General features: G+C 63.0%; 8 protein-coding genes. 5 read left to right on the top strand and 3 right to left on the bottom strand.

Going from position 1 to position 13298, the window contains the following annotated elements; all coding sequences use genetic code 11:
* The first annotated feature begins 72 nt into the window (after positions 1–72).
* Complete coding sequence (locus AC1MED_RS04980) at positions 73–525, top strand: DUF4383 domain-containing protein (RefSeq protein ID WP_479785772.1); 453 nt, start codon at positions 73–75, stop codon at positions 523–525.
* Positions 526–672: 147 nt separating this feature from the next.
* On the opposite strand, the gene AC1MED_RS04975 is transcribed toward AC1MED_RS04980, so the two are convergent.
* Entirely contained in the window at positions 673–1728 is a 1056-nt protein-coding gene (locus AC1MED_RS04975) for a 2,3-butanediol dehydrogenase (RefSeq protein WP_479785771.1), read from the bottom strand.
* 212 nt (positions 1729–1940) lie between these two features.
* Between AC1MED_RS04975 and AC1MED_RS04970 the strand changes: the two genes are divergently transcribed.
* Positions 1941–3530 carry an alkaline phosphatase D family protein gene (locus AC1MED_RS04970; protein WP_479785770.1) on the top strand — a complete coding sequence of 530 codons (1590 nt, stop codon included), beginning with the start codon at positions 1941–1943 and terminating at the stop codon, positions 3528–3530.
* A gap of 89 nt (positions 3531–3619) precedes the next feature.
* Here the strand turns inward: AC1MED_RS04970 and AC1MED_RS04965 are convergent, their stop codons facing one another.
* Positions 3620–4558, bottom strand: coding sequence for a LysR substrate-binding domain-containing protein (locus tag AC1MED_RS04965; protein WP_476863234.1), 939 nt, complete (start codon positions 4556–4558; stop codon positions 3620–3622).
* Positions 4559–4799: 241 nt separating this feature from the next.
* Between AC1MED_RS04965 and AC1MED_RS04960 the strand changes: the two genes are divergently transcribed.
* The 3 genes from AC1MED_RS04960 to AC1MED_RS04950 all read left to right on the top strand — a co-directional run bounded on the left by AC1MED_RS04960 (position 4800) and on the right by AC1MED_RS04950 (position 11691).
* Positions 4800–5918: a PrpF domain-containing protein gene (locus AC1MED_RS04960; protein WP_479785769.1), complete on the top strand. Its 1119-nt coding sequence runs from the start codon at positions 4800–4802 to the stop codon at positions 5916–5918.
* A 243-nt stretch (positions 5919–6161) separates the two neighbouring features.
* The gene (locus tag AC1MED_RS04955; RefSeq protein ID WP_479786551.1) at positions 6162–7418 is read left to right on the top strand and encodes an SLC13 family permease; all 1257 of its coding nucleotides are present in this window, start codon (positions 6162–6164) and stop codon (positions 7416–7418) included.
* Between the two features lie 559 nt (positions 7419–7977).
* Positions 7978–11691: an N-6 DNA methylase gene (locus AC1MED_RS04950; protein WP_479785768.1), complete on the top strand. Its 3714-nt coding sequence runs from the start codon at positions 7978–7980 to the stop codon at positions 11689–11691.
* A gap of 273 nt (positions 11692–11964) precedes the next feature.
* Here the strand turns inward: AC1MED_RS04950 and AC1MED_RS04945 are convergent, their stop codons facing one another.
* Positions 11965–12291 (bottom strand): hypothetical protein, encoded by a 327-nt coding sequence (locus tag AC1MED_RS04945; protein ID WP_479786549.1) that lies wholly within the window; start codon positions 12289–12291, stop codon positions 11965–11967.
* Positions 12292–13298 lie beyond the last annotated feature (1007 nt).

Here is a 13298-nt window from a genome sequence, read left to right as displayed (position 1 = left end):
GCTGGCATAAGCACCGGAGCGGCCGCACCACCGGCCGCTCCATCACTTGAAGCCCGCACCCAAGGAGCCAGCATGACAACCACGACCCGCACCCGCACCGCAGCCCGCACCGCCGTCCAGAAGGCCAGTCTCGCCGTCGGCGCCGTCTTCCTGCTGGTCGGCATCCTGGGCTTCGTCCCGGGAATCACCACCAACTACGAGTCACTGCAGTTCGCCGGACACCACTCCGAGGCAATGCTGCTGGGCCTCTTCCAGGTCTCGGTCCTGCACAACATCGTCCACCTGCTCTTCGGCGCCGCCGGCCTGTTGCTGGCCCGCACCACCACCGGCGCCCGCTCCTTCCTGCTCTACGGCGGCGTCATTTACCTGGTCCTGTTCGTGTACGGCCTGGTGGTCCCCGAAGATTCAGCCGGCGACTTCGTGCCGCTGAACAGCCTGGACAACATCCTGCACCTGGTGCTCGGCGCCGGCATGATCGCGCTGGCAATGATCCTCACCAAGGGCCGCGCCAAGGCACGCGCCTAAGCCAAAGCCCGCACGGAGAACCGCACCTCCCAACAACCGCGCCCACCGGAATCCGGTGGGCGCGGTTGTTTGTCTGTGGGAAAGCGGCAATCCCCCAAGCGGTGACGTCATGTTGCAAGCGGTGACGTCATGTTGCGGGCGGCCGGACTATGGGTGCACCAGCACCTTCACCGCTGTGTCCTTGTGGTTGATGAGGGTATCGAAGCCCTGCTCCACAAGATCATCCAGCGCGATCCTGCCGGTAATGAACGGCTTAAGGTCCACCTTGCCCTCCTGCACCATTTTGATCACCGCGGGGTGGTCCCGGACGTACGCGATGGTGCCGCGCAGGTCGATCTCCTTGAGTACCAGCTTTTGCATGTCCACGGTGGCCGGCGCGCCCCAGATGGAGACGTTGACCACCACTCCCCCGGGCCGGACGGCGTCGAGCATGGTGTCCAGCACCGCGTTCACGCCGGCGCATTCGAAGGCGACGTCGGCGCCGGTCCCGCCGGTGAGTTCCAGCACCCGGGCCGGGACGTTCTCCTGGCTGGGGTCCAGCACGTGGTCCGCCACCCCGCTGGAGACGGCCTTTTCCTTCCGCGCCTGGGTCAGTTCACTGATGATCGTGGTGACGCCCATGCCCTTGAGGACGGCCGCAGTCAGCAGCCCGATCGGGCCCGACCCGCCCACCAGGGCCACGTCGCCGGCCTTGGCGCCGCTGCGCGCCACCGCGTGATGGGCCACGGAGAGCGGCTCGATCAGGGCCGCCTCATCCAGGGGGATGTCGCCGATGGGGTGCACCCACCGCTGGTCCACCACGATCTTTTCGCTGAGCCCGCCACCGCCGCCGGAGAGCCCGATGAAGCCCATCTGCCGGCACAGGTGGTAGCTGCCCGCCTGGCACATATCGCAGTCGCCGTCCACAAAATACGGTTCGACGACGACGTTGTCCCCCACCGCGAGCCCGTCCACGCCTTCGCCGACCTCGGACACCGTCCCGGAGAACTCGTGCCCCAGGGTCACCGGCGACTCCTCGTGCGAGAGCGGGTGCGGATGCCCCGGCGCGGGGCAGAAAATGGGACCCTCAAGGTATTCGTGCAGGTCCGTGCCGCAGATCCCGCACCAGGCGACGTCAATCTTCACCGCACCGGCCCGGAGCACCGGCTCCGGGATGTCCTCGATCCGGATGTCCTTGCGGCGATGGAAACGTGCTGCCTTCATGATGGTCCTTCCGTTCGGAGGTGGCGCTCTTTCAAAGCCCGGCGCCTTTGGGCCGCCGGGCCGCGCCCGCTCATCCTCCCACCGCGCGCCGGCGTGCGACAGGGCCATCAGGCCGGGGACCCGACCCAAGCCCGCAGGTCTTGTCATGCAGTTAACTGCGCATTCATATCGCCCACGCACGCCGTCAACCCGCCGTGAATAGCGTGGCGGGCATGGACAACATCTCGCGCAGATCACTTCTTTCCGCCGGCCTCGGGGCCGGACTCGTCGCCGCCTGGCCCGGTGCCGCCGTCGCCGTCTCCACCGCGGACGACGCCGGCCTCCGCACCGATCCCTTCCACCTCGGCATCGCCTCCGGCGAGCCGTGGCCGGACGGCTTCGTGATCTGGACCCGGCTGGCCATGGACCCGGCGGCCGGGGACGGCCTGGGCGGGATGCCGTCCCGCAACGTCGCGGTGGCGTGGGAAGTGGCCGAGGACGCCGGCATGCGCACGGTGGTGGCCCGCGGCGTCGAACAGGCCCGGATCGAAACCGCCCACTCCGTGCACGTTGAGCTGCGCGGCCTGCGGCCGGGACGCGAATACTTCTACCGGTTCCGCACCGGCCGGCACCTCAGCCCCGTGGGCCGGACGCTCACCAGCCCGGCGCTGCACGAGACGCCGGCGGCGCTGGCCATGGCGTTCGCCAGCTGCGCGCAGTACGAGCACGGCTACTTCACCGCCTACGCGCGGCTGGCGCAGGACCACCCGGACCTGGTGCTGCACCTGGGCGACTACCTCTACGAGTACAAGAAGGACAGCTACGTGATCGGCGGCGGCAACCCGCGCGACCACGAGGGTCCGGAGACCGTCAACCTGGCCGGCTACCGGCAGCGGCACGCGCAGTACAAGGCCGACGCCGACCTGCAGGCCGCACACGCGGTGGCGCCGTGGCTGGTGGTGTGGGACGACCACGAGGTGGACAACAACTGGGCTGACGATGTCCCGGAGAACCGCGATGCCGGGCAGCTGAACGACACCACAGAGCACTTCCGCCAGCGCCGCGCCGCCGCGTTCCAGGCGTACTACGAGAACATGCCGCTGCGGGCCTCGTCGGTGCCGGCGGGCGCCGACATGAAGATCTACCGGAAGCTGCAGTGGGGCCAGCTGGCCAACTTCCACATGATGGATACCCGGCAGTACCGGGACGACCAGCTCGCCGGGGACGGCTGGAAGAAGAACGTCACCGAGCGCCTCGCGGAGGACCGCACCATCACCGGCGCGGAGCAGGAGAAGTGGCTGCTGGACGGTTTCCGAAACTCCACGCAGCGCTGGGACATCCTGGGCCAGCAGGTGTTCTTCGCCGAGCGGGACCGGAGCCAGGCCCCCGAGATCGACGACGTCTCCATGGACGGCTGGGACGGCTACGCCGCGTCGCGCCGCCGCATCACGCAGGGCTGGGTGGATGCGAACGTGCGCAACGCCGTCGTCCTCACCGGCGACGTGCACCGCAACTGGGCCAACAACGTCAAGGTCGACTACAAGGACCCGGCCTCCCCCGTGGTCGGCTCGGAACTGGTCTGCACCTCCATCACCTCCACGGGCAATGGCACCGGCTCCACCACGGACGCCACGATGGCTTGGAACCCCCACCTGAAGTTCTACAACGACAACCGCGGCTACGTGAACACCCGCATCACCAAGGACGCCATGACCGCCGACTTCAGGACGCTGGACTACGTCACGACGCCGGGGGCTCCCGTGAGCACGAAGGCATCGTTCGAGATCCGGGACGGTGTGCCGGGGCTGGCGGCTCGGGGGTAGGGCCAGCACCGCGAAGTTGCGGCGGCGCCCGCAGCGCCGGGCGCCGTCGCCGGGCGCCGCCGTCGCGGTTGCTAGGCGCCGCCGTCGTCCTACAGGTAGTCTCCGGCCCGTTCGCGGGCGATTTCCAGCAGCGTGGAATGGAAGGCGACCTCTGCCGGGGCGTAGACCTTGTCCTGGCGTTGGGCCAGGAGTACCCGCCGCAGGGGCGCGGCGGAGCCGAGGCTGATGACCCGGACGTCCGGGTGCTGCAGGGCCACGGCGGTCTTCGGCACCATGGCCACGCCCATGCCAACGCTCACCATCGCCTGCGCTTCCTGGTAGTCGTTGGCCAGGAAGCCGATGGTCGGTTCGAACCCGGCCTCATGGGCGGAGCGCTGCAGCACTTCGACGACGGGGTGCGCTTCGGCCCGCACGATCCACGATTCCTTGCGGAGCTCCTCCATCCGGATCTCGTCGCGGTCGGCCAGCGGATGGCTGCGGGACACCAGCAGGACCGTGCTTTCCTGGAAAACCTCTGTGATCCGGATGGAATCGTCGTGAAAGCGGTTCCAGGGGTAGTCCCACAGCAGGCAGAGCCCGGTTACGCCGGACTGCAGGTCGCTCACCAGGTCATCGAAGCGCGCGCTGCGGAGGGACAGGCCAATCGCCGGGTACCTCTTCTTGAAGGCCCGGATGACCACCGGCAGGAACGAGCCGGCGAGCGTCGGAAACGTGCCAACAGTCAGCGAGCCCCGCTTGAGGCCGGCGATCTGGTCCAGGTCGGACTGGGCGGCCCGCATTTGCCCGATGACCTTGCGCGCGTGCCCGGCAAGCACCTGGCCCGCCTCGGTGGGCACCACTCCGCGGGAGCGGCGGTTCAGTAGCGGCTGCCCGACTTCCTGCTCGAGCTTCCGCAGCTGCTGCGAAACGGCGGAGGGCGTGTACATCATCAGCTCGGCTGCGGCGGTGATCGATCCCTGCTCCACCACCTCCACTAGCAAGGCAAGGCGCCGGATGTCGAACAATTCCTGGTCAGGATCGTTAAGCAACGCTTTACCCTTCTGTTGATTCCGTTAATTCTATACACTCACCACCCGCCCCGCGGGTAAAAGCCAGCGACTTCCGACGGCGGGGCCGCCTGAGGCGGGCACCTAAGGACCGCTGCGATAGTGAATTAAGCATCGCTACACTCCCTTGCAGATATCCAACCTTGTCTTCATTTGTGATCTGGATCAATCTCGAATCAAGCCCTTGAACACCTCGGGGCAGAACCGAAGCAAGGAACAGACCATGAAGATCGAAGCGGAGTGGATGCGCGGAGGCACCAGCAAATGCTGGGTCTTCGAAACCGGCCAGCTGGATGAAACCGGGACCAGCCCGGACGTCCTGCTGCCCCGGTTGTTCGGCAGCCCCGACCACCGGCAGATCGACGGCGTCGGTGGCGCCACCTCCACCACCAGCAAGGCGATGATCCTGCACCGCCCCGCCGACGCCGGCGTCGACGTCGAATTCACCTTCGCCCAGGTGGGCATCGAAGAGGCCGCCGTGGACTGGGGCAGCAACTGCGGCAACTGCTCCGCAGTGGTTGGCCTCTACGCCATCGAAAAGGGCTGGGTGGTCCCCACCGGAGACGTCACCCGGATCGTCACCCGGAACACCAACACCGGCCAGGTCATCATCCAGCGGGTGGCGACGCCGGCCGGCGCCCTGCCGATCGTCCCCCAGGCCCAGATGCCCGGTGTTCCGTTCCCCGGCTACCGGGTGGGGCTCGGCTTCCTGGACCCGGCCGGCAAGACCACCGGCAAACTGCTCCCCACGGGATCCGCCACCGACACCATCACCGCCGGAGGAACCCGCTGGACTGTCTCCATGGTCGACGCCGGAGCGCCGGTCGTCATGCTGCGCGCCGAGGACCTGGGCCTTGACCCGGAGCGCCACGGCAGCTGGCCCGCCGGGCTGGAACTCCAGCTGGACACCCTGGAACACATCCGGCGCCAGGCAGCGGTGCGGATGGGTCTCGCACCGACTCCCGGCGACGCCGCCCGCGCCGTCCCCAAGGTCGCCGTCGTGGCCGCCCCCGCCCCGTCCGACGCCGACAGCGACGTCGCCGTCGTCATGCTTTCGATGGGCAAGCCGCACCCGGCCCTGGCCATCACCGGAAGCATCGCCCTGACCCTGGCGGCCCGAACCCCGGGCACGTTGCTTGCCGACATCACCGGCGGCACCGTACGCCCCACCCTGCGGCTGCGCACCCCGGCCGGGGTGATCGAAACCTGGAGCGAGGAACGGGACGGGCAGCTGCTCGTCGGCGTCGACCGCACAGCCCGCACCATCGCCACTACCACCATCCACCTTCCCGAGGCCCTCGGCACCGCCGTCGGCGCCTCCCTTGCCAGCGCTACTCAATGAGGAGAGAGCATCATGACTAACATCGCAGAAAAGACTGCAGACCAGACCACGGAAGAGACGGCCGTACAGACGGCTGAACAGACCGGCCCCGGCGACACCCGGGTCGAGCCCTCCCGGCGTCCCGACCGCCGTCGCCGTATCCTGCTGGTGACGGTAGCCGCGATCGCTGTCCTGGGTCTGCTGGCCCTCCTGTTCGGAGGTGTCCTCTTCAACCCCGCGGCCGCCTCTGAATCGGAGCCGACCATGACCGCCACCCAGATCATCCCGCTCGTCATCCTCGTGGTGATGTTCGTCGTCGCCACGAAATGGCCACTGAACATCGGCGTCATGGGGCTGGTGGCATCCTTCGGCGTCGGCTATTTCATGCTGGGCATGAGCGACAAGGAAATCCTGGAGGACTTCCCGGCCAGCATCGTCCTGACGATCATCGGCGTGACCTACTTCTTCAGCATGGCCCAGCGGAACGGATCGATCGACATCATCGTCCAGACCTGCGTGCGGCTGGTCCGGGGCAAAACCATGCTGCTTCCCTGGGTGTTCTTCCTCCTGGCCGCCGCGCTGACCGCGCTGGGCACCTTCTCCCCCGCGGCGGTGGCGCTGCTGGCCCCGGCGGCGCTGGGCCTGGCGTACGAGTCGCGCATCCACCCGGTCCTGATGGGCGCCTTCGTGATCAACGGAGCCCACGCCGGCGGCTTCTCCCCGCTGTCCGTCGCCGGCGTCCTGGTGCACGACATCGCACTGAAGAACGGCTTCCCCATCTCGCAGGGCGGGCTCTTCACGGCCAGCTTTGCCCTCAACTTCATCCTGTCCGCCCTGACCATCGTGCTGTTCGCCCTGCTGGGCAAGCTGCGCGACAAGCACGCCAACGCGTACGCCGGCCTCGAGACGCCGCGCACCGGCCGCCCCGGGGGCCAGCGGATCTTCACCCTGGTTCTGATCGCGGCGATCCTGGTGTGCACGCTGGGCTTCCACCTGCCGATCGGCTTCGTAGCGCTGTCCGCCGGCCTGCTGCTGGCGTTTGTCAACATCAAGGAGCACAAGACGTTCATTGGCGGCGTGTCCTGGTCCACCGTGCTGCTGGTGGCCGGCATGATCACCTACGTCTCGCTGCTCCAGCACGTGGGCGTCATCGACACCCTCGCCGAGATGGCCCTCGCCCTGGGAGCGCCGCTGCTGATCGCACTGGTCCTCTGCTACGTCATCGGCGTCGGCTCCGCGTTCGCGTCCTCGACGGCGCTGCTGACCGCGTTCATTCCGATGGCCGGGCCGCTGCTGGCCACCAGCTCGCTGAGCGCCTCCGGCACCGTCGCGGCCCTCGCCATCGCGGCCACCGTCGTGGACGTCTCCCCCTTCTCCACCGACGGCGCCCTGGTGGTGGCCAACGCCCGCGACAACGACCGCCAGCGCGTCTACCGCCAGCTGATGATGTACGCCGGCGGCGTGGTTCTCGTGGCTCCTGCGCTGGCGTGGGCGCTGCTGGTACCGACGGGGGTTATGTAGGGGCTTTTACACACCAGAGGCAGGCCGGCTTTCACAGGCGGCCTGCCTTTTGGTTCATCGCGATGATGTGGAGGCTATGACGGGGCACGTCTCCATAGCCGTGTCTTTGTAGTTGATCAGGGTGTCAAAACCCTGCTCCACCAGGTCCTCAAGCGCTATCGTGCCGGTGCTGAACGGTTTTGGTCCACCTTGGCCGCCTGCACCCCCTATTGGCGGCCTCTGCGATCCGGCCTGGGAAGAGTGGGCCTGCCAACTTCGGCTTCGAGAAGCCGTCGGTCACCACGCTGGGGATCAACACCGTGCAGAAACGCGCCGACTACCTGCGATTCTCGAGATCGAAAAACTTCGCAGACCAATGCCCCGGTCTCCCGTAAGCGCTAGCCCATAGCCGAGTGACGAAGTTCTGTTCCCGCTAAGACGCCATATGTGTCGGTGCTTTGGGCGATGGAACACACTGCAGGTCCGAGATTCGCCCCCCCCCCTGCGTGTCGCGTTCAACGGACGAATGCCGTCAATTCTGGCGATATAAGCTGGTCGGATTCAGTTGAGAGGAAAACTAGTGCCCCGGGCAGCAAACGTTTCAGACTTCCACGAGCGCGTTCTCAAACCGATTTCGGCGATGCCCCCCCGCGGCACAACGGCTCTAGACTACAAGTCATACATGGCACTACCGGTAGCCGATCGCTCGGGCGACGAGGCATCGTTCGTCGATTCTCAATTCACGCCGCGGCTCTTGGAATGGCTCGGCTGGTCCAGTTCCGACTGGCACTACAACGCACCCGAAACTGGTGGCCACAAAAACACACAACGACCCGATTTTCGTATAGTTGCCGCTGGTGTCACAGCGTTCATTGTAGAAAACAAAAATACCACTGAGGAATGGGGCCTCCAGCGGCTGCCCCAAATACGAAAGTATGTAGCTGGAACAAATGCCTTCGCGCTTTGGACGAACGGTGACCTGATTCGCTTAGTGAAAATCGGTTCCGGGAGTGGCGTCGCAACGCTGGCGCAGCTATCAGCGCGCGAGATCGCAGAGGGGCGAGCGTTTCCCACCGATGAATTCGCGTTGGCCACGATCTTGGATTTACTTTCCAAGGACAGGTTCACAGAGTTCGCAGGCTTAGCCCAGAAAGCGAGCTCAAATCCTACTCGCGTACACCTCACCGAGACGCGCGCCTTGGAAGAATTCATCGCAGGCGCGCAGGATCGCCTGACAGCGATAGGCCACAACGCAGCTTCACAGGTTTATGCAGCTCTAAGCGCGGAAGCCGCTTCAACGGCCAGCGATTCTGCCGCTCGGATTCGCCTGGAGCAAATTAACAACGCCCTAGCGGGGAGAGGATGGCCCGCTGTCCGCCAAGCTGAAATTGCGGCATTACTAAAAGACGTTCAAGTACGATTCGGACAGTTATCCGACTCTGCCGTGGCGATCGAGCGAATTCCGAAAGCCATTGCTGATAAAGTAACTGCCTGGCAACAGGAAGTATTGCAGCTCGACAGCCAAAAAAAACTGCGCGATATTGAAAATGAGAAAAACCTCAAGATCCTCAATTCCCTGAGCATCTGGCGACGCTTACAGCCTGACTCGGGCAACGCCAGTGTGGAGCGATTTAGCGAACAAGTCTCATATGTTCTGTTTGTTCGACTTCTTCTAGTTCGAGTCTTGGAGGATAAACAGATACTTCAGGAGCGCATTGTCGCTAACGGCGGCTTTGCGGCTTGGCGCCAGCTGATTGCCCGAAATAGCAATCAACCAGTGGCCGAATCAACAGATATAGCCGGCGACCAGCTACTGTCTCTCGTTTATCGTACCGTTTCTCGATATTATGGACACTTTTTCGACCAGCCCATATTTGATTGGTTTGAGGTCGACGATTACTCGCTTGTGGCGCTGCTCAGCCATCTCAATGACTATGAGTTTAGCGACATATCGGATGACGTTATTGGGTTTACCTATGAACGCTATATTGATCGAGTTAACAAGAAGCAAAAGGGCCAATTTCTGACACGCAGTGGCATTGTAAACTATATTCTTGATGACGTGAGCTACCACGGCCCCCTGATCATCGGCAAGAAACTCATCGATCCCGCGTGCGGATCGGGATCATTCCTAATCCATGCTACGCGCCGTCTTCGACGTGAGCTTCTGGTTTCCCTTTCAAATCAGTACCGTTTACCCGAAAAGATTTTCACGGACGGTGAGAGTCCGTCACGAATTGAATTTGCCCGAACACTTATCGGATTGGTAGAGCAGGATATCGTAGGGATGGATCTAGACCCATTCGCCTGCTACCTCGCCGAACTTAACCTCTTCGTCCAAGTCTTAGATGAACTGGGTGTTCTTTGGAGCCACGGTGAGCTAAGCCCAATTTCACGCTTCTCAGTGTTCAACACTGACAGTCTGGCACTGCCGGAAGATGTGCTGGCAAAATCAATTGATTCTGACACTCTAGATCTAAATTTCAAGTCCACTCCTATTGATGATGGCTGGGAAGCCAAGTCTCTCACGGGAAGGTTCAGCCCCCGATTCGACTTCGTCGTTGCGAATCCCCCGTTCGTTTCTTCGAAAAAGCAGCCATCGTTGAGTACAGTACTTTCACGACCGTTCTATGCCGAAGACGCAATATCGCAGGACGGGAACCTATACCTATGTTTCCTGAGGCTCGCGGAGTACCTCTTGGCAGAGAACGGGCGCGCATCGATCATCTGTCCCGTCACTCTCGTAGGTGATGACAGCGGCGAAAAGGTGAGAAAGCTTCTCACCTCTGGCCGCATCCGGCTGACCAGCCTCACTCGTTTCACGAGCGCCACGGTGTTATTTGCAGATGTTGATCAATGGATGATGATAGTTGGGTTCGAGGTTGCCGCGGCCGACCCGACAGCGACAGTCAGACTTCGACACGGCATGGATGAGGTGGAGGCCGCTGCCGAGGAGGTCGTTAGACCAATTTCGGACGTGGTTGGTTCAGAGCCTAAATTTTCTCGGACACTGTCATCGGAGTGGAGACATCCCTGGCTCGTAGTCGCGGAGGATTCCGCTTATAACGCTTGGAAGCAGATTCTCAATGCCAGCGAAGACTATATCGAGACACTTTTCGGTGAATCGATCACATGGTCCCAGGGTGACGTCAATACAACAAAGGCAAAACCTTATCGAAGCTCGACCCCCTCGGTGGCAACCTTGCCCGCATACACGGGAGGCTCAGCACGCCCCTTTGCGCCATTACTCGCGGGCGACGGTTACGTGAAGGTTCCGTCAACGAGGCCAGCCACGGGGGTTGGGTCTACGATCTTTGACCTAGGGAATCTCCCCACCGTCGAATGCGGGTTCCTGATCGGCGCCCAGATGAACATGCACGTGGGGCGGCGGCTGAAAGGGACCTGGTTCGGCCGCGGTCCGAACAGTTCATTCGTGGCTTATCACAGCCTATGGCGGGTCAAGACATCCGCTACCGAGCTATTGCGCGCTAAGGCTCTTTTCGGACTCGTTACGAGTGCGCTCGTAAACTACTCGTATGCTCTATGGTCTACAAACTTCAATGTCCAGAAAAGTACTCTTTTCCGCCTTCCGTGCCCTAGCGCCTCGACTTTTCCCGTACAAGCATTGGCTTCAGCTGTGGATGTAGCACTGGACACGGCTAAAAATCTTTACACATTTGCTCAACTGAACTCTGCTCGAATCGACAACGACATGAGTGCTGTTTTTAATATCGATCGTTTACTAGAGCAGAATCCCACGGTTCCTACGTGCACGCTTCGACATGCCGTTCTCAGCGCCACGATGCGCGTTACGCCTGGAACATCCATGCGGGTGGGTCGAATATTGTCGGAGGGCCGTCTCCAATCACACGTAGCTGGATATACGGCGCTCGTAGAGGAGTTTCTGGGAAGTCATACACAATCCCAGTGGGAGTCCGTGCTAGACAGCGTCATCGTTCCCCGTTCAGACGCGGTCACGAGATGGAACTCATTGTTCAATGGTCTGAAGCAACAGGCTCAGACTCGTTCTCAGACGGCCCTCGACGCACGATTGGCAATCGACGACATCGTGTTCGATTGGTACTCAATTCCCCAGAACAGTCCAATTCTTGAGGTGATCAAACTCGGCGTGCCGTGGGAATATCGGCGCGCGCGAGCCCGGAATAGATCTATTGTTCGCGAAGCAACGGCGGCTGAAACGGAGAATTTGTCCCCGACCCAATTGGATGACCTTCAGGTGCTTGACATTTTTGGCACGAACCCTTCCGACTCTTCACCGGTCGGTGTGGGCTAAGGGGCGCCGCTTCGGACCGGGCTAGGAGTTGGGGGTCGAGGTCCAGAAGCGTTGCCCCGTTGCCGCCGGCGCCCACAGCCGTTGCCCCGCCCCCCCCCTGATCGGCTGGAGCACGGTCGGCCTCGGCTACGGTTAAAGGACTGAGGGCGTTGTGCAGCCGGCTCCGACCCGATGGGCTACCGGCCCCAGGGCGCCTCGCGCATGGGACGCTCATGCTGTCGCGTTTCCGGCCGACTCAATGGGCGTTTCAGCGCGGAGCCAGAGGAGCACCAATTACTGTGCCACCGCAGGCGCGGTGGCTTCCGCCGGCATCGGCCGGTGCAACTTCCACGTGATCGCCATCGCCTCCTCCCCCGCGCGCTGCACATGCTCCACTTGGCTAAGGCACGAGCACGGAACAGTCAGCCCGGTCTCGTCTTCGGAGGAATTGCGGGTCAAGATCAGAATCTTGGAGCTGTGCACTGCCCGATCCAGGTACCGTTTGCCCCACGGGCTACCCGGAGAGTTCGGGTTCTCCGATTCCCCCTTGAACAGCTCCGGGCTGATGGCGTAGTCCTCGTACTTGTTGGTGGCCGAGTGCTCGTTGCCGTCCTTGTTCAGCGTGACAAAGATGGCGTGCGTGGACGTTTCGTGGCACTAGGTGACGCCCTCGCGGTGCCGCACGTTTTGCCGAGCTCCAGCGAATAGTACTCAATGCCGCTGAGACTTCCGTGCGATAGCAGCGGGATGTGCTGCAGTCCGGCGCCAGGCCCTTCGCGGCATGCTTTGACGCGACCACAACGAGCTGGCGGACCTCAACGCAGACAAACTGGTGGGCGCGCAGATAATCAAGGCCGGCATCGCATGATTAGACCCGCCGCCGTCGTCCCCGAGCTTGCAGAACAGCATGCGGGCGAACCTCTGTTCCCGCGTGCCGAGGGGCATGGGCGGTCCCCGCGCTGCTTCCCCTATGCGGGCCCCTTCAACACGTACATCAATGCGGTGACCCAGCTTTGCCCCGGGAACCACATGGGTCGGACAGTACAGCCCGGTGGGCAACGACTAGCATGGGAGCCCCTGGCCGGGCCCGGTCAACTCGCTTACTGCTTGCTACCGCTTCTCGGCTCCGGCGGATGTTTACAGCCAGATCGCACCAGCTCAGGGACTTCCACTTCAGCGTCGCAGGTGACCTGTAATCAAATGCGGCTCGAGGCCCGCCCCGGAGCCTAAGGACGACCTCCACATGTCGAGAGTGAGGCTGTGTCGCGGACTACCAGGTCGAAGACTTCGTCATCTTAGGCACCGAAGGGCGCCCAGGCGTCCAGTTCTGTGGCCGAGGAACGAGACCTTGTCATGGAACATGTTGGACGAGAAACTGCCATTAGCCGCGGCTGCAGTGTTCTTCAGGCTGTTCTGCGATGCCAAGGTCATCGCCATCGCCGAGGGCAGAGACGCAATTGAGTTTTTGTCTACCGCGCAGCTAGCCTTGTCCAAGCCAGGGGGTCCCCGTCCGATCATTACGTCGCAGCTATTAGCGTTGTAGCGGATGATAGCCGCCTCGAGCCACTTCTTCGTCGATGCCACTGCACTGGCCACCTAGGCAGCTGTCTTTATCGAGGTTGGAGGCG

This window comes from Arthrobacter sp. BI5 (assembly GCF_056680065.1).
The sequence above is the reverse complement of the archived record's forward strand: the minus strand, read 5'-3'. Positions and strand labels throughout refer to the sequence as shown.

Bases quoted from the DNA above. Each gene is read 5' to 3' on its own strand.
- AC1MED_RS04980 (WP_479785772.1), top strand. From the start codon at position 73: ATGACAACCACGACCCGCACCCGCACCGCAGCCCGCACCGCCGTCCAG.
- AC1MED_RS04975 (WP_479785771.1), bottom strand. From the start codon at position 1,728: ATGAAGGCAGCACGTTTCCATCGCCGCAAGGACATCCGGATCGAGGAC.
- AC1MED_RS04970 (WP_479785770.1), top strand. From the start codon at position 1,941: ATGGACAACATCTCGCGCAGATCACTTCTTTCCGCCGGCCTCGGGGCC.
- AC1MED_RS04960 (WP_479785769.1), top strand. From the start codon at position 4,800: ATGAAGATCGAAGCGGAGTGGATGCGCGGAGGCACCAGCAAATGCTGG.
- AC1MED_RS04955 (WP_479786551.1), top strand. From the start codon at position 6,162: ATGACCGCCACCCAGATCATCCCGCTCGTCATCCTCGTGGTGATGTTC.